Origin of the sequence: Mycobacterium persicum, from assembly GCF_002086915.1 — a bacterium.
GTDB classification, from domain to species: domain Bacteria; phylum Actinomycetota; class Actinomycetes; order Mycobacteriales; family Mycobacteriaceae; genus Mycobacterium; species Mycobacterium persicum.
In genome coordinates, this window is sequence record NZ_MWQA01000001.1 from 4,182,832 (window position 1) to 4,198,798 (window position 15,967).

At 67.1% G+C, this 15,967-nt stretch carries 21 protein-coding genes; 15 read left to right on the forward strand and 6 right to left on the reverse strand.

Features of this window, described 5'->3' with window-relative positions; all coding sequences use genetic code 11:
• Positions 1–215 precede the first annotated feature (215 nt).
• Genes rplN through rplO form a run of 10 tightly spaced genes read left to right on the forward strand, consistent with a single transcriptional unit; the run spans position 216 to position 4,374 of the window.
• Positions 216–584, forward strand: a complete 369-nt coding sequence (rplN, locus tag B4U45_RS19120) for a 50S ribosomal protein L14 (RefSeq protein WP_023370951.1) — start codon at positions 216–218, stop codon at positions 582–584.
• Positions 585–902: a 50S ribosomal protein L24 gene (gene rplX, locus B4U45_RS19125; RefSeq protein ID WP_036398370.1), complete on the forward strand. Its 318-nt coding sequence runs from the start codon at positions 585–587 to the stop codon at positions 900–902.
• Entirely contained in the window at positions 902–1,465 is a 564-nt protein-coding gene (gene rplE, locus B4U45_RS19130; protein ID WP_075547052.1) for a 50S ribosomal protein L5, read from the forward strand. The genes rplX and rplE overlap by 1 nt, the downstream gene beginning before the upstream one ends.
• 5 nt (positions 1,466–1,470) lie before the next feature.
• Positions 1,471–1,656, forward strand: a complete 186-nt coding sequence (locus B4U45_RS19135; RefSeq protein ID WP_011739072.1) for a type Z 30S ribosomal protein S14 — start codon at positions 1,471–1,473, stop codon at positions 1,654–1,656.
• Positions 1,657–1,680: 24 nt separating this feature from the next.
• Entirely contained in the window at positions 1,681–2,079 is a 399-nt protein-coding gene (gene rpsH, locus B4U45_RS19140) for a 30S ribosomal protein S8 (protein ID WP_036398368.1), read from the forward strand.
• Positions 2,080–2,102: 23 nt separating this feature from the next.
• Entirely contained in the window at positions 2,103–2,642 is a 540-nt protein-coding gene (gene rplF, locus B4U45_RS19145; RefSeq protein WP_075547053.1) for a 50S ribosomal protein L6, read from the forward strand.
• A gap of 41 nt (positions 2,643–2,683) precedes the next feature.
• Complete coding sequence (gene rplR / locus B4U45_RS19150; protein ID WP_036391499.1) at positions 2,684–3,052, forward strand: 50S ribosomal protein L18; 369 nt, start codon at positions 2,684–2,686, stop codon at positions 3,050–3,052.
• A 19-nt stretch (positions 3,053–3,071) separates the two neighbouring features.
• Positions 3,072–3,725 (forward strand): 30S ribosomal protein S5, encoded by a 654-nt coding sequence (rpsE, locus tag B4U45_RS19155; RefSeq protein ID WP_075547054.1) that lies wholly within the window; start codon positions 3,072–3,074, stop codon positions 3,723–3,725.
• Entirely contained in the window at positions 3,722–3,934 is a 213-nt protein-coding gene (gene rpmD / locus B4U45_RS19160; RefSeq protein ID WP_075547055.1) for a 50S ribosomal protein L30, read from the forward strand. The genes rpsE and rpmD overlap by 4 nt, the downstream gene beginning before the upstream one ends.
• Positions 3,931–4,374: a 50S ribosomal protein L15 gene (gene rplO, locus B4U45_RS19165; RefSeq protein WP_075547056.1), complete on the forward strand. Its 444-nt coding sequence runs from the start codon at positions 3,931–3,933 to the stop codon at positions 4,372–4,374. The genes rpmD and rplO overlap by 4 nt, the downstream gene beginning before the upstream one ends.
• A 68-nt stretch (positions 4,375–4,442) precedes the next feature.
• Here the strand turns inward: rplO and B4U45_RS19170 are convergent, their stop codons facing one another.
• Entirely contained in the window at positions 4,443–5,372 is a 930-nt protein-coding gene (locus B4U45_RS19170; RefSeq protein WP_075547057.1) for an LLM class flavin-dependent oxidoreductase, read from the reverse strand.
• Between the two features lie 50 nt (positions 5,373–5,422).
• Between B4U45_RS19170 and sppA the strand changes: the two genes are divergently transcribed.
• On the forward strand, positions 5,423–7,213 hold the full coding sequence (gene sppA / locus B4U45_RS19175; RefSeq protein ID WP_075547058.1) for a signal peptide peptidase SppA: 1,791 nt from the start codon (positions 5,423–5,425) through the stop codon (positions 7,211–7,213).
• Here the strand turns inward: sppA and B4U45_RS19180 are convergent.
• Both B4U45_RS19180 and B4U45_RS19185 read right to left on the reverse strand, forming a co-directional pair.
• Complete coding sequence (locus B4U45_RS19180; protein ID WP_075547059.1) at positions 7,210–8,139, reverse strand: class I SAM-dependent methyltransferase; 930 nt, start codon at positions 8,137–8,139, stop codon at positions 7,210–7,212. The genes sppA and B4U45_RS19180 overlap by 4 nt on opposite strands.
• On the reverse strand, positions 8,136–8,837 hold the full coding sequence (locus B4U45_RS19185; RefSeq protein ID WP_075547060.1) for a class I SAM-dependent methyltransferase: 702 nt from the start codon (positions 8,835–8,837) through the stop codon (positions 8,136–8,138). The genes B4U45_RS19180 and B4U45_RS19185 overlap by 4 nt, the downstream gene beginning before the upstream one ends.
• Before the next feature lie 84 nt (positions 8,838–8,921).
• Between B4U45_RS19185 and B4U45_RS19190 the strand changes: the two genes are divergently transcribed.
• Positions 8,922–9,695: an SDR family NAD(P)-dependent oxidoreductase gene (locus tag B4U45_RS19190; protein WP_075547162.1), complete on the forward strand. Its 774-nt coding sequence runs from the start codon at positions 8,922–8,924 to the stop codon at positions 9,693–9,695.
• Positions 9,692–10,924 (forward strand): zinc-dependent alcohol dehydrogenase, encoded by a 1,233-nt coding sequence (locus B4U45_RS19195; RefSeq protein WP_075547061.1) that lies wholly within the window; start codon positions 9,692–9,694, stop codon positions 10,922–10,924. Before B4U45_RS19190 ends, B4U45_RS19195 begins: the two co-directional genes overlap by 4 nt.
• 367 nt (positions 10,925–11,291) lie before the next feature.
• Here the strand turns inward: B4U45_RS19195 and B4U45_RS19200 are convergent, their stop codons facing one another.
• Positions 11,292–11,966: an L-fuculose-phosphate aldolase gene (locus B4U45_RS19200; RefSeq protein ID WP_075547063.1), complete on the reverse strand. Its 675-nt coding sequence runs from the start codon at positions 11,964–11,966 to the stop codon at positions 11,292–11,294.
• Entirely contained in the window at positions 11,963–12,952 is a 990-nt protein-coding gene (locus tag B4U45_RS19205) for an NAD(P)-dependent oxidoreductase (protein ID WP_075547064.1), read from the reverse strand. Before B4U45_RS19205 ends, B4U45_RS19200 begins: the two co-directional genes overlap by 4 nt.
• Positions 12,953–12,982: 30 nt before the next feature.
• Here B4U45_RS19205 and B4U45_RS19210 point away from each other — a divergent pair, with 30 nt between their 5' ends.
• Positions 12,983–14,320, forward strand: a complete 1,338-nt coding sequence (locus B4U45_RS19210; RefSeq protein WP_219859481.1) for a xylulokinase — start codon at positions 12,983–12,985, stop codon at positions 14,318–14,320.
• A gap of 41 nt (positions 14,321–14,361) precedes the next feature.
• Positions 14,362–15,027, forward strand: a complete 666-nt coding sequence (locus B4U45_RS19215) for a GNAT family N-acetyltransferase (protein WP_075547065.1) — start codon at positions 14,362–14,364, stop codon at positions 15,025–15,027.
• Here B4U45_RS19215 and B4U45_RS19220 read toward each other — a convergent pair.
• The gene (locus B4U45_RS19220) at positions 15,024–15,938 is read right to left on the reverse strand and encodes an SAM-dependent methyltransferase (RefSeq protein WP_075547066.1); all 915 of its coding nucleotides are present in this window, start codon (positions 15,936–15,938) and stop codon (positions 15,024–15,026) included. The two genes, B4U45_RS19215 and B4U45_RS19220, sit on opposite strands and share 4 nt — an antisense overlap.
• Positions 15,939–15,967: the final 29 nt, after the last annotated feature.

Below are 15,967 nucleotides of genomic sequence, written 5' to 3' on the forward strand. Positions count from 1 at the left end.
CGAAAATCGGGTCACCCGGTGGCGCCCCCGCTAACCTCGCCCTCGAATTTGGCTCTGAGCTGGCCGTCCCCTAGACTCTAGGGGTTGCCTTGGGCAGACCTCGGCTGGTGCGCGTCAGTGTTATCGGCCCCGCGTGCCCTTGGGCAGCAAAGACCGCGCACGTCTGGTGTTTGGTGAACCCTGCCGTGCACACGTCAACCAGGTCAGGAGATCTAGTGATTCAGCAGGAATCGCGGCTCAAGGTCGCCGATAACACCGGCGCCAAGGAGATCTTGTGCATCCGCGTGCTCGGTGGATCGTCGCGACGCTATGCCGGCATCGGTGACGTCATCGTCGCCACGGTCAAGGACGCGATTCCCGGCGGCAACGTCAAGCGCGGAGACGTCGTCAAGGCCGTCGTGGTGCGCACCGCCAAGGAACGCCGGCGTCCCGACGGCAGCTACATCAAGTTCGACGAGAACGCCGCAGTGATCATCAAGCCCGACAACGACCCGCGCGGAACCCGCATCTTCGGGCCGGTGGGGCGCGAACTGCGGGAGAAGCGATTCATGAAGATCATCTCGCTGGCCCCGGAGGTGTTGTAGATGAAGGTCCATAAGGGCGACACCGTGTTGGTGATTGCCGGTAAAGACAAAGGGGCCAAGGGCAAGGTCTTGCAGGCCTACCCGGACCGTAACCGGGTACTGGTCGAGGGCGTCAACCGGATCAAGAAGCACACCGCGGTTTCCACCAATCAACGGGGTGCCAGGTCGGGCGGGATCGTCACCCAGGAGGCCCCGATACACGTCTCCAACGTGATGGTCGTCGACTCCGACGGCAATCCCACCCGAATCGGCTACCGGGTTGACGAGGAAACCGGCAAACGGGTCCGTATCTCGAAGCGCAACGGCAAGGACATCTGATGACTACTGCAGAGAAGACCCTGCCGCGCCTAAAAGAGCGCTACCGCAGTGAAATCCGTGATTCGCTCCATAAACAGTTCGGCTACCGCAACGTCATGCAGATCCCGACTGTGACCAAGGTCGTGGTCAACATGGGCGTCGGTGAGGCCGCTCGGGACGCCAAGTTGATCAATGGCGCGGTCAACGACCTGGCACTGATCACCGGGCAGCGGCCGGAAATTCGCCGGGCACGTAAGTCCATCGCGCAGTTCAAATTGCGTGAGGGCATGCCGGTCGGCGTACGCGTCACGCTGCGCGGCGACCGGATGTGGGAGTTCCTCGACCGGCTCACCTCGATTGCGCTGCCGCGTATCCGCGACTTCCGCGGGTTGTCGCCCAAGCAATTCGACGGTGTGGGCAACTACACCTTCGGACTTGCCGAGCAGTCGGTGTTCCACGAGATCGACGTGGACAAGATCGACCGGGTCCGCGGCATGGACATCAACGTCGTCACCTCGGCGACAACCGACGAGGAAGGACGAGTCCTGTTGCGGGCCCTCGGCTTTCCCTTCAAGGAGAACTGACGCAGATGGCGAAGAAGGCACTGGTCAACAAGGCCGCACGCAAACCCAAGTTCGCGGTGCGCGGATACACCCGATGCAGCAAGTGCGGCCGCCCGCGCGCGGTGTTCCGCAAGTTCGGGTTGTGCAGAATCTGCTTGCGCGAGATGGCGCATGCGGGTGAGCTGCCCGGCGTGCAGAAGAGCAGCTGGTAACGGCGAGGAAGGGCAGACGCTGTTATGACGATGACGGACCCGATCGCAGACTTCTTGACCCGTCTGCGCAACGCCAATTCGGCCTATCACGATGAAGTGGCTTTGCCGCACTCCAAGATCAAGGCCAACATCGCCCAGATCCTCAAGAACGAGGGCTACATCAGTGACTTCCGCACCGAGGATGCTCGGGTCGGCAAATCGCTGATCGTGCAGCTCAAGTACGGGCCCAGCCGGGAGCGCAGCATCGCCGGTTTGCGCCGGGTGTCCAAGCCGGGGTTGCGGGTCTACGCGAAATCCACCAATCTGCCGCGGGTACTTGGCGGCCTGGGTGTGGCGATCATTTCGACCTCCTCCGGCCTGCTCACCGACCGTCAGGCAGCCAGACAGGGCGTGGGCGGCGAAGTCCTCGCATATGTCTGGTGAGAGTGTGGTGAGAGGAAGCAACCATGTCGCGCATTGGTAAGCAACCCATTCCGGTACCCCCCGGAGTCGACGTCACGATCGACGGCCAAAACATCGCCGTCAAGGGGCCGAAAGGCGCCCTGGACATGACGGTCGCCGAACCAATCACGGTGTCCCGCAACGAGGACGGCGCCATCGTCGTCGCGCGTCCCAATGATGAGCGGCGCAGCCGCTCGTTGCACGGACTGTCACGCACCCTGGTGTCCAATCTGGTCATCGGCGTGACCCAGGGATACACCACCAAAATGGAGATCTACGGTGTCGGTTACCGCGTCCAACTCAAGGGCGCCAATCTCGAGTTCGCGCTCGGATACAGCCATCCGGTGGTGATCGAAGCGCCCGAAGGCATCACGTTCGCGGTTCAGGCGCCGACGAAGTTCACGGTGTCCGGGATCGACAAGCAGAAGGTCGGCCAGATTTCGGCGAATATCCGCCGGCTGCGTCGTCCCGACCCTTACAAGGGCAAGGGCGTGCGCTACGAAGGCGAGCAGATCCGCCGCAAAGTCGGGAAGACAGGTAAGTAGTCATGGCGCAATCACAGGCTGAAACCGCTGCACGAAAGCCGGTGGGGCAGAGCGTATCCGCGACTCGGCGAGTCTCCCGGCTGCGCAGGCACGCACGGCTGCGCAAGAAGATCGCCGGCACCCCGCAGCGTCCCCGGCTGGTGGTACACCGGTCGGCGCGGCACATTCACGTACAACTGGTGAACGATCTCAACGGCACCACCCTGGCCGCCGCGTCCTCGATCGAAGCCGATGTGCGTGGTCTGGACGGGGACAAGAAAGCCCGTAGCGTGCGGGTCGGCCAGTTGATCGCCGAACGTGCCAAGGCGGCCGGCATTGACACCGTGGTATTCGACCGCGGCGGCTACAGCTACGGCGGGCGGATCGCGGCGCTGGCCGATGCCGCACGCGAGAACGGATTGAACTTCTGATGAACGGGAGGACCGCATAATGGCGGAACAGTCGGCTGGCGGGCAAGGCGCCCCAGACAGCCGCGACTCGCGTGACGGCCGGGGCCGGCGCGACAGCGGCCGCGGTGGCCGCGACGGCGACAAGAGCAATTACTTGGAGCGTGTCGTGGCCATCAACCGGGTTTCCAAGGTGGTCAAGGGTGGTCGGCGTTTCAGCTTCACCGCACTGGTCATCGTTGGCGACGGCAGCGGGATGGTCGGTGTCGGCTACGGCAAGGCCAAGGAGGTTCCGGCCGCCATCGCCAAGGGTGTCGAGGAGGCTCGCAAGGGCTTTTTCCGGGTCCCGTTGATCCGCGGCACGATTACCCACCCGGTGCAGGGTGAGGCGGCCGCCGGCGTGGTGCTGTTGCGCCCGGCCAGCCCCGGTACCGGTGTGATCGCCGGCGGCGCCGCCCGTGCGGTGCTGGAATGTGCTGGCGTGCATGACATCCTGGCGAAATCGCTGGGCAGCGACAACGCGATCAACGTGGTGCACGCCACCGTTGCCGCGCTGAAGATGCTGCAGCGTCCCGAGGAGGTGGCCGCCCGGCGCGGTCTGCCGATCGAGGACGTCGCTCCGGCCGGCATGCTAAAGGCGCGGCGCGAAAGTGACGCGCTTGCCGCCGCCGCGGTGCGCGAGGCGGCACAGCCATGAGCACTCAGCTGAAGATCACCCAGGTGCGCAGCACCATCGGGGCCCGTTGGAAGCAGCGCGAAAGCCTGCGCACCTTGGGCTTACGCCGGATTCGTCATTCGGTGGTTCGCGAAGACAACCCACAGACCCGCGGGCTGATCGCGGTGGTGCGACACCTCGTCGAGGTGGAGTCCACCAGCGTAGCGGCGACCGGAGGTAAGACGAAGTGACCATCAAGCTGCACGATCTGCGGCCCGCACCCGGATCCAAGACCGCACGCACCCGCGTCGGTCGCGGTGAGGGCTCCAAGGGCAAGTCGGCGGGGCGCGGCACCAAGGGCACCAAGGCCCGCAAGCAGGTACCGGTGACCTTTGAGGGTGGGCAGATGCCCATCCACATGCGGCTGCCCAAGCTCAAGGGATTCCGTAACCGGTTCCGCACCGAGTACGAGATCGTCAACGTCGGCGACATCAACCGGCTGTTCCCGCAGGGCGGCGCCATCGGCGTCGACGACCTGGTCGCCAAGGGGGCGGTCCGCAAGAACGCCCTGGTCAAGGTGCTCGGTGATGGCAAGCTGACCGTCAAGGTCGACCTGACCGCCCACAAGTTCAGCGGGAGCGCCCGCGACAAGATCACCGCCGCGGGCGGGTCCGCCACCGAGCTCTCATAGTCCCGCGAGCAGACACACAATCGCACCGATCCGCATTCGGGAGTGCGATTCTGTGTCTGCTGGCGCGACTAATCCAGGCGCGGAATCACCTCGGCGGCAAGGCGTTCCATCTGGTCGCGGTTCTGCGCCACATCGGCGCCCACCGGATTGAGCAGCAGCATTCCGGCCCCGGCGTCGATCACCTCGCTCAGCCCCCGGACAACGTCATCGGGCGTGCCCGCCACTGCCACCGAATCGATGCCGGACATCCTGCCGCCGTAGATGGCGCGTAACCCGTCGAGCGCCCGCTCGCGGGCCCGGTCGGCGTCGTCGTCCACCATCAGATAGACCCGTTTGCCGATGGTGAAGGTTGCCGGATCCTGGTGTTGTTCGGCGAGCTGACGGCGCACGACGGCAATGGCTTGGGCAAAGTCGGCCGTTGTCGACGAACCCGCCCCCAGGAACGCGTCACCGTGGCGCACCGCTCTGGCCAGCGCCGTGGGCGCCCGGCCGCCGAACCAGATCGGCGGGTGTGGTCGCTGCACCGGTTTGGGCGCGATGGGCAGGTCGTCGACGTTGCGGAACCGGCCGTGGAATGTCACCCGCGGCTCGTCGGACCACGCCGCTTTCATCAACGCCAGGCCCTCGGTGAAATATCGGACGTGGGTGGCCTTGTCGACGCCAAAAGCCGCGAACCTACGGGAACCGCCGCCGGCCGCAATACCGAGATCGAGGCGGCCGTGGCTGAGCCGGTCGACGGCGGTCACCGCCGAGGCCAACTGCAACGGATCATGCAGCGAGGTCACCAGAACGCCGACCCCCAGCCGTAGCCGCTCGGTGCAGGCAGCCGAATATGCCAGCAGCTCCAACGGTGCCAGCAGCGGTGACTCGCCGACAATCTGCTCGAGCACCCATCCGCCTTCGAACCCCAACTCCTCGGCGCGACGCAGATACGAGCGCAGCCCCGCGGTGTCGAAGTCGTCGTAGTCCAGTTGGGGGATCGCGATGCCAAACCGCACACCTTCACCGTACGGTCGCTACCCGCCGGCTATCGGTAGGCTGGGTAAACATGTTCGCCTTACTGTCATTTCTGCCCGGCGTCGACGACGTGCGCGCCCTGGCTGACCGGGTCGACACCGCGCGCCACCACGGCGTGCCCAACGGCTGCGTGCTCGAATTCAATCTGCGCCACATGCCGGTGGAGACGACGGGTTTCGACCCACTGACAATCCTGTCCGGAGGCGGCCGTCCGATGGCCTTGCGCGCCGCCGTCGCGGCGATCCACCGGGCCGCCGAGGATCCGCGGATCGCCGGAATGATTGCGCGCGTCCAGCTTCCGCCGTCGCCCGCCGGTGCCGTTCAGGAACTTCGGGAGGCCATCGCGGCCTTCAGTGCCGTCAAGCCGTCGGTGGCCTGGGCGGAAACCTATCCGGGCACGCTGTCCTACTACCTGGCTTCGGCATTCCGCGAGATCTGGCTGCAGCCCTCGGGAAGCGTCGGGCTGATCGGCTTTGCCAGCAACGCGATGTTCTTGCGCGACGCGCTGGGCAAAGCCGGCATCGAAGCCGAGATCGTCACGCGAGGCGAATACAAGTCGGCGGCAAACCTTTTCACCGAAGACGGCTACACCGACGCTCATCGCGAGGCTGTCACCCGGATGTTGGAAAGCATGCAGAGCCAGGTGTGGCATGCGGTCGCCCAATCTCGCGGCATCGACGTGGACGTGCTCAACGAGCTGGCCGACCGGGCGCCGCTGCTGCGTGACGAGGCGGTGGCCTCCGGGCTGATCGACCGGATCGGATTCCGCGACGAGGTCTACGCTCGCATGGCGGAACTGGTTGGGATAGAAGGTGTTTCGCCGGAGTCGGTCGACACCGACGAGAAGCCGCCGCGAATGCACCTGACGCGCTACGCGGGCACCGCACGCTCGCGACTGGCGCCGCCGGTACCGTCGATACCCGGACGCCGGCCCAAGCCGACGATAGCGGTGGTCACCGTGGAAGGACCGATCGTCACCGGACGCGGTGGCCCGCAGGGTCTTCCGTTCGGCCCGTCCAGCGCCGGGGGCGACACCATCGCGGCGGCGCTGCGCGAGGTGGCCGCCGACGACTCGATCTCGGCGATCGTGCTGCGGGTGGACAGTCCCGGGGGATCGGTGACCGCGTCGGAGACCATCTGGCGTGAGGTGAAGCGGGCCCGTCGCCGCGGCAAGCCTGTCGTCGCATCGATGGGTGCGGTCGCCGCCTCCGGCGGCTACTACGTGTCGATGGCGGCAGATGCGATCGTCGCCAATCCCGGCACTATCACTGGTTCCATTGGGGTGATCACCGGGAAACTGGTGGTCCGCGATCTGAAGGAGCGGCTGGGAGTCGGGTCGGAAACATTGCGCACCAACGCCAACGCCGACGCCTGGTCGATAGACGAGCCGTTCACCCCGGAACAGCGGGCCCGGCGGGAGGCCGAGGCCGATCTGTTCTACGGCGACTTCGTGGCGCGCGTTGCCGAGGGCCGCAACCTCAGCACCGAAGCCGTCGATGTGGTGGCCCGGGGCCGCGTCTGGACCGGTGCCGATGCGCTCGAGCGCGGCCTGGTCGACGAACTCGGCGGCTTCCGCACGGCGGTGCGCCGCGCGAAGATCCTGGCGGGCCTGGACGAGAACACCGAGGTCCGCCTGGTCAGCTATCCCGGCTCGTCGCTGTTGGACCTGCTACTACCGCGCATGTCATCGCGACCGGCGGCGGCTTCGGTACCCGATGCCGTCGGGACGCTGCTGATTCGTTCCATCGCCGGTGTCGTCGGGGGAATCGAGGAGACGCTCAGCGGTGCCAACGCGTTATGGCTGGGGCAGTCGCGCCTCTAGGCGGACAAGACGGCGCTGATGAAGATGATCTCGCCGAGTGGGTCGTCGTCATCGGGATCGGGCACCGGAACGCCGGCGCGCCGGAACAGTTCGGCTCGGGTCACACCCTCGACGTCCCAGCCCTTGGCGCTCAGGTAGTCGACGACGTGGTTGCGTTCACCGGGGTACACCAGCGACGCCATGTCGATGTCGATGCCGTGCTCCCGGAAGGCCGCCGACCTCTCCCGGATCCGGTCGCCATCGAAATCCACTATGCCCGGCACGAATTCGGTGGCGATGGTGCTGCCCCGGGCGCTGAGCACGGCGATGTTGTCGAACAGCCGGTCCTGGGCTTCCGGCGGCAAGTAGATCAGCAGGCCTTCGGCTAACCACGCCGTCGGTGCGGCCACATCCAGGCCCGCCGCCCGCAGTGCCGTCGGCCAATCGCCGCGCAGATCGATCGGGATCACCCGCCGAGAAGCGGTCGGCTCGGCGCCCAGCCGGGCCAACGTGGTTGTCTTGAACTCGGTCACCCGGGGCTGGTCGAGTTCATAGACAACGGTCCCGGCCGGCCAAGGCAGCCGGTAGGCGCGCGCGTCCAGGCCGGATGCCAGGATCACCGCCTGCCGGATGCCGTCGCCGGTGGCGTTGCTGAAGTAGTCGTCGAAGTACTTGGTGCGCACTGCCATTCCGTCGACCATTGCCTGTGCCCGCGCCGGCGACACGTCTGGGAAGGCCGTCATATCGAGGTCGCCGTCCATCATTTTGATGAAGAAGTCGACGCCGACGGCACGCACCAGCGGTTCGGCGAAGGGATCGTTGATTAACCCGCGGGGATCCTTGGTCGCGATCGCGCGGCCCGCGGCAACCATGGTCGCGGTGACACCGACGCTGGAGGCCAGATCCCAGCTGTCATTGTCACTCCGTTGTGACTCGCTACGTGTCATCGGTTCCGCTCCTCAGTGGGTGTCGGGGTACGGGTGGCGCGGTAGTAGGTCAGCCGCCCGAAGACACGATGGCGCTGAGAATCGACCTCGGCGCAATCGAACCCGGCCGCCGTCAACAGCCGCGGAATCGCATCGCCGAGGTTGCCGGCGCCGTGGTGACCGCGCACGACGAGCCGCGCGGCCAGGCCGTTGCGATCGGTCAGGTCACCCCCCATGTCGACCAGGTGCAGCCGGCCGCCGGGCCGCAAGACCCGGAATGCCTCTGCCGCCGCGGCGGTTTTTGCCGCATCGTCTAGGTGGTGCAGCATCATCGACGACAGCACCCGGTCGAATTCGCCGTCGGGGTAGGGCAGCTGCTGGGCATAGCAACGTTCGAAACGAATACCTGCCAGCTGCGCTGCCTTTCGCTGGGCCCGGCGTAATGCGAGCGGGTCGGGATCACACCCGAGCAGCTGCGCCGCCGGGTGGGCACGTTTGACCCTGATCGCCAGATTCCCAGTGCCACAACCTATTTCCAGGACGCGATGGTCGTCGCCGATATCGGCCTGCGCGATGAGTTTCTGGTAGACCCGGGTGAAGCCGAGCAGCCGGGTCAGTAGGTCGTAGAACGGCAGCAGCGCGTCGTGGCCGGCGGCCGGGAAGTAGTCATGGCGCTTTCCGAGCTTGCTGACGAAGCGATGCAGATGATCGTGGGCCACGAAGGCCAGGATAAAACCCTGGCTTTGGGCAGCCCCGCACGGCAACCTTGAACTATGTCGTACGAGATGGCCGGGTCGTACGCGATGGCCGGCAAGCGGGTGCTGATCACGGGTGCATCCTCGGGGGTCGGAGCGGCCCTGGCCAGGCAGTTGGCCGCCCAGCAGGCGGTGGTCGGGTTGATCGCCCGGCGACGGGACCGGCTGGGTGAGGTGCTGGCCGACTGCCGCAGGACCTCGCCGGAGTCGGCGATGTGGGCCGCCGATCTGGGCGACACGCCCGCGGCCGCACGGCTGGCACTACAAGCCTGGCACGCCCTGGGCGGCATCGACGTGCTGGTGAACAACGCGGCAGTACCCAGACGCCGGGCCGTGACCGCGCTGAAGCCGGCTGACGTGGAGGAGGTGATGCGGGTCAACTTCTTCGCCCCGATGCGGATGACGCTGGCGCTGCTGCCGCGGATGCTGGCGAGGCGGTCCGGCGTCATCGTCAATGTATCGAGTGTCGGTGGACGACTCGGCATCATCCACGAAGCTGCCTATTGCGCAAGCAAATTCGCGCTGTGCGGCTGGAGCGAGGCGATGGCGGTCGACCTGGCGGGCACCGGAGTGTCGGTGAAGCTGATCCAGCCGGGTCCGGTGGACACCGAGATCTGGGACCGGCCGGACAACGACGAGCCTCTCTACCGGGGGCCCAAGGTTAGCGCCGACCTGGTGGCCGAGGGCATCATCGCTGCCGTCGGCAGCGACCGGTTCGAACACTATCTGCCTGAGCTGATGGCCCTCAAAGACGTCGTCGACGCCAAGAACGCTGACCTGGACGCGTTCATCGCCGGCGCGGCGGCGATGACCTGGCAATGAGGGCGCTGGTTTACGGCGTGCCACCCGAGCCGTTCGAGGTGCCCGATGGTGCCAACGCCCTCACCCAGAACCTGTCCCGCAGCCCGACAGCGCTGCGGCAGTTGCCCGATCCGCGGTTACTGCGCCCGGACTGGGTGATCACCCGACCGCGGCTGACGGGCATCTGCGGGTCTGATTCCAAGCAGATCCTGATGGACTTCGGCGAGCATGACGCCGACAACGCCATGGCCGCATTCTGTTCCTTCCCGCAGGTCATGGGTCACGAGGTGATCGCCGACGTGGTCGAGCCGGGACCGCAGGCCCGGGGCGTCGAGGTGGGCCAGCGAGTCGTGCTCAATCCGTGGCTTTCCTGCGGGCCGCGTGGCATCGAACCGCCATGTCCGGCGTGCGAGGCCGGCGACTACAGCCTGTGTTGGAGCTTCGCCGACGGCGACATCAAACCCGGAATCCACACCGGGGTGTCCGCCGACGTGACCGGCGGCTATGCCGAGCTGATGCCCGCCCATCACAGCATGCTGTTCGCCGTTCCCGACTCCGTTCCCGACGAGGCGGCCGTATTCGCCGACCCGTTCTCGGTGTCGCTGCATGCGATCACCCGCCATCCGCCGCCGCGCTGCGGCCGGGTGCTGGTGTACGGTGCGGGCTCGCTCGGATTGTGTGCACTGGCGATCCTGCGGGCGCTGTATCCGGATGTGGCGGTGGCCGTCGTTGCCCGATTCCCGGCACAGGCCGAGCTTGCCCGGCGATTCGGCGCCACCAGAGTCGTTGCGCACGAACCACGTCTGGCCGTCATCGAGGAACTGGTGGCCTGGGGCGGCGGCCGGCTGCGCCAGCCGTTGCTGGGCCTGCCGATGGCCCACCCCGGCGCGGTCGATGTGGTCTACGACACCGTCGGCAAGCCGGAGACGTTCGAGGTGGGGGTGCGAGTGCTGACCTCGCGCGGGACGCTGGTCAAAGCCGGTGTCCACACACCCGGCCGTTGGGAGTGGAGTCCGCTCTACTTCAAAGAGATCAGCTGGGTCGGGTCCAACGCCTTCGGCGTCGAGGAGGTCGACGGTGTCCGCCGGCACGCCATTGCCCACTACCTCGACCTGGTAGTCGCCGGGCGGGTGGATCTGCGTCCGATGCTGACCCACACCTTCAGGTTGGAGCGATGGCGGGATGCCTTCCTGGCGATCGCCGATCAGGGTGCGAGCGGTGCCGTCAAGGTGGCGATAGATCAGCGGTAAGGCGTCGTTATGGCGCGGGAGGCGGACCAGGATCTCGATGCCGTACGAACCGGCGAGTTCGGCAAGAGCAGCCGGATCCGGCGGCACCTCGCCAGGCGGCGGTGCGACCGCGGTAGCGCTGGCCGGAGTTCCGGCGGCCAGCGTGAACTTGTCGAAGCCCGCGGGCGTGTGCACGGTGAGGAACCGGGCCTGCGAACTGGTCACCACGAAGGCGTGCGGTAACTGCGGAGGCAGGTCCGACCCCGGCTACTTCAGCAGACTGTTCAGCCGCGCCCATGGCGCCTCGCCGCGGCAGTGGCGCGAGCGGGGCCGATTGTGAATCTCACGACGCCTTCGCGGCGTGTCGCGTCGTACCGCTCACAGTCGGCTACAGCGGATTGGCGCGCAGGTAGCTGTAGACGCCGGCGAAATTGCGGTTCACGTCCTCGGGAATGGGCACCGGGCCGCCGAGAGCACTTGCGCCCCAGACGATTTGGGCGGTCCGTTCGACCAGGGCGGTGACGTGCAAGACCTTGTCCGGCCGGGGCCCGACGGCCACCAGGCCATGGTTGGCGATCAGGGCTGCGGCGCGGTCCCGCAGAGCCCGTACCGCGTTGTGTCCCACCTCGGGAGTGCCGGACGCGGCGTATTCGGTGCAGTGCACGTCCCCGCCGCAGTAAACCGCGAACTCGTCGATGCAGGCCGGAATCGGCTGATGGGCGACGGCGAACATGGTCGCCCACACCGGATGGCTGTGGATGACGCTGCCGATGTCGTCGAACGCCTGGTAGCACGCCAGATGCAGCTTCATCTCCGTCGACGGCGAGCGGCCCGGCCCGGCTTGCAGCACAGCTCCTTCCGGGTCGACGAGTACCAGGTCATCGAGGACCATGTCGCTGTAGTCGACCGAGGATGGCGTGATGACGATGTTGCCGTCGTGGCGCCGGGCGGAAATATTGCCCGCCGTTCCTTCGACCAGTCCGCGGCGCAGCATGTCCTTGGCAGCCGCCAGCACGGCGGCCTCGGGGTTGTCCACGGACCTAGCGGTTTTCACCGATGTCATGAGCCGAGCACCTCCGGGTTGACGATATGAGTGGGCCGGTTGCCGGACAGCAGCGCCTCCAGGTCGTCGGCCACCAGCTGCGCCTGCCGGGCCTCAGTGTTCCAGGTGGCCCCGCCGATGTGCGGGGTGAGCACGACGTTGGGTAGGCCCGTCAGTGGATGATCGGGCGGCAGCCATTCGCCGGCGAAGTGGTCTAGGCCGGCTGCGGCCACCTTGCCGCCGCGCAGGGCGTCCACCAGCGCGTCGGTGTCGTGCAGCTGCGCCCGGGCGGTGTTGAGGAAGACGACGCCGTCGCGCATGGCTGCGAACTGCTCGGCGCCGATCATGCCCACGGTGTCGTCGGTGACCGGCGCATGCAGGGAGATGACGTCGGATTCGGCGAGCAACTCGTCGAGGCGGTGGCGGGCTTCCTCGTTGTACGGGTCATGGGCGATCACCCGCAAACCCAGCCCGGACAGCCGCCACCGCAGGGCTCTGCCCACCGCGCCCAGACCCACCAGGCCCGCGGTGAGCCCGGCGATCTCCCGGCCGCGGAACCGCTGATAGGGAATCAACCCGTCGCGAAAAATGTTGCCGGAGCGCACATCTGCATCGGCAGCGAGCACATGACGGGTGGCGGCCAGCAGTAGCGCCACTGTCATTTCGGCAACCGCATCGGCGTTACGCGCCGGGGTGTTCAGCACCGGGATGCCGGCCGCGGTGGCGCCAGCGATGTCGACGTTGTTGGGATCCCCACGGGTGGCGGCTATGGCAATCAGGGCGCGCGACCGCTGGTCGAACACCGGTGGGCTGACCGAATCCGATTCCACCACAACGATATCGGCGGCCTCGACGGTGATCCGTTGGGCCAGCTGCTCGGCGTTGTAGATGCGCAGCGGGGTCTGGTCGATCCAGGGGTCGTATACGACATCGGCCAGGTGCCGTAGTTTCGCCAACCCCGGTCCCCGCAGCGGGGCCGTCACCAGGGCGCGCGGTCGAGACGTCACGTATGCCAATGCTGGCGTACCGTGGCGCCCGTGTCACGCGAAGCCGTCACAATGGGCATCGACATCGGCAGCACGGCGGTCAAGGCGGTGGTCGCCGACGAGAACGGCAACGTCAAAGCGCGAGTGCGGATCCCGCATCAGCTGCGGGTGCCCGCCCCCGACCGGCTCGAGCACGATGCTGACGAGGCATGGCGGCGGGGTCCGTTGGCGGCCCTGGACCAGCTGGCCCCGGCCGCCGCGAAAGCGGTGGCCGTTTCGGCGATGGTGCCGTCGCTGACCGCCGTCGACTCCGACGGCCGGCCCATCACCCCCGGACTGCTCTACGGCGACAGCAGGGGCCGAGTACCCGGGGCCGCCCAACAGCCGCTGCCGTCGGTGGGTGAAGCCGCCGAGTTCCTGCGCTGGACGGCCGCCGAAGCGCCCGACGCGACCGGCTACTGGCCGGCGCCGGCGGTGGCCAACTACGCGTTGGCGGGGGGGCCGGTGATCGACTTCGCCACGGCCGTAACGGGTTTGCCGTTGTTCGACGGGTCGCGCTGGAACCCTGCGGCGTGCGCAGACTGCGGGGCCAGCGTCGCGCAGCTGCCTCGGGTCCAAACGTTCGGTTCGGCGATCGGTCAGGTCCACGGCACCGACGCGGTGCTGGGGACCGGTGCCATCGACGCCCTGTGTGAGCAGATCGTGGCGGGCGCCGACCACGACGGCGATGTGCTGGTGCTGTGTGGCACCACGCTGATCGTATGGACGGCCATCGCCGAGCCTCGGCTGGTGCCGGGCTTGTGGACCATACCGCACACGGCCGCCGGCAAGAGCCAGATCGGCGGGGCCAGCAACGCGGGAGGCTTGTTCCTCGGCTGGGTGGATCGCGTTGTGGCACCGGGTGATCCGGCTGACGCCGACCCGCGGCGGGTACCGGTCTGGCTGCCTTATATTCGTGGCGAACGCACGCCGTTCCATGATCCCGACCGCCGGGCACTGCTCGACGGCCTGGACCTCACCCAGGACCCCGCGTCGGTTCGGCGGGCGGCCTTCGAGGCATCGGGCTTCGTGGTGCGCCAGCTGATCGAGTTGAGCGGGGCGCCGGCCTTGCGGCTCGTCGCATCCGGTGGTGGCACCCGCGTCCAGCCCTGGCTGCAGGCCATCGCGGAGGCGACCGGCAGGCCGGTGCAGGTGTCCCGCGTGGCCGAGGGAGCTGCCCTGGGCGCGGCTTTCCTCGGGCGCATGGCGGCCGGTCTGGAGTCGTCGATCACCGACGCCGCCCGCTGGACCTCGATCGAGCGGGTCGTGGAACCCCGTCCGGAGTGGATCGGTCCAACCAAAGAGCGCTATCGGCGGTTCCTGGAGCTCAGTGGATCAAAGTTGGTCTAGCGGGTGGCGCGATACCGGGTAGGTCGTTCTACGCTTATGCAATGACAGACCACGACCAGACTGCCGTCCGCCGCGAGATCGCAGATGCCTTGTACGCCGCACTTGAACGTCGGCATGAGGTCGCCGACGCCATCGTCGAGGCCGAGAACAAAGCGGCAGCGGTCGAGGCGATCGTGACGCTGCTGGGCACCTCGCATGTGGCCGCCGAAGCGGTGATGAGCATGTCCTTCGAGCAGCTCACCCAGGATGCTCGCAAGCAGATCCTGGCCGAACTCGAAGACCTGAACCAACAGCTGACTTTCGCCGCGAAAGATCGTCCCGCGAGCTTCGGCGAGACCCTGGAGCTGCGGCCCTTTTCCGCCAAGGAGGACCGCGACATCTTCGCCGTGCGCACCGAGGAAATGGGTGCGGCCGGCGACGGGTCCGGCGGGCCCGCCGGCAACCTCGACGACGAGATCAAGGCGGCGATCAGCCGAGTCGACGACGAGGAGGCGGCCTGGTTCGTCGCTGTCGATTCCGGGGAGAAGGTGGGCATGGTGTTCGGCGAGCTTCTCCACGGCGAGGTGAACGTCCGGATCTGGATACGCCCCGAGCACCGTAAGAAGGGTTACGGCACAGCGGCTCTGCGCAAGTCGCGCTCGGAGATGGCGTGGGCGTTCCCGGCCGTTCCGATGGTCGTCCGCGCGCCGGCGGCCCATCCGGCCTAGTGGTTAAGCGTTGCGGTGACGGCAACGATGTCGCCGAGCTGCGACATGTCGTCATCGGGTAAGGCGCGACCGTAGTCGGTGAACAACTCCCGGCGTGGCCGGGCGCCCACCTGCCAGCCATGGCCGGTCAGGTACTCCACGACGTTGCTGCGCTCGCCGTCGTAGAACAATCCCAACAAGTCGATATCGCAACCCAAGGTGGCCCACCGCTGGTTGAACTCCTGGGCACGCTGGGCCATCGTCGCTCCGGTGTCAGGATGGTACTCGGTGGCCAGCCTGCTTCCGGGCGCGCTCAGCTCGGTGATGTTGTCGAACAGGCGGTCCTGGGCGTCGGGCGGCAGATACATCAGCAAGCCCTCGGCGCTCCACGCCGTCGGTTTCGTTTGGTCGAATCCGTTGTGGCGCAAGGCATTCGGCCAGTCGTCGCGTAGGTCGATGCTGACCGTTCGGCGCCGTGCCGCGGGGACGGCGCCCAGTGCCGACATGGTGCTGCTCTTGAACTCGACAACCGCGGGCTGATCGACCTCGTAGACCACGCTGTCACCCGGCCAGGACAACCGGTAGGCCCGGGCGTCGAGGCCGGCGGCCAAGATGACGTATTGGCGAAGCCCGTCGCGGCCGGCATCGCGGAAGTATTCGTCGAAGAACCGGGTGCGCACCGCGATCGACTCCGTGATGACCTGCAATTCGCGGTCGGCTTCCTCGTCACGGGGTATGTCGTCGTCGACCAGGCGCGCGAAGAAGCCGAGGCCGACCGCGCGCACCAGCGGGGCGGCGAACGGGTCGTCGACGATCGGGTCGGCCGCCGTGGACGCCAGCGCGCGGGCGGCGGCGACCATCGTCGCCGTGGCGCCGACGCTGGATGCCAAATCCCAGCTGTCGCCGGGGGATCGGGATGAGTCGATAGCCATGTTTTTCAGTTTCAGCTCGCGTCGATGTG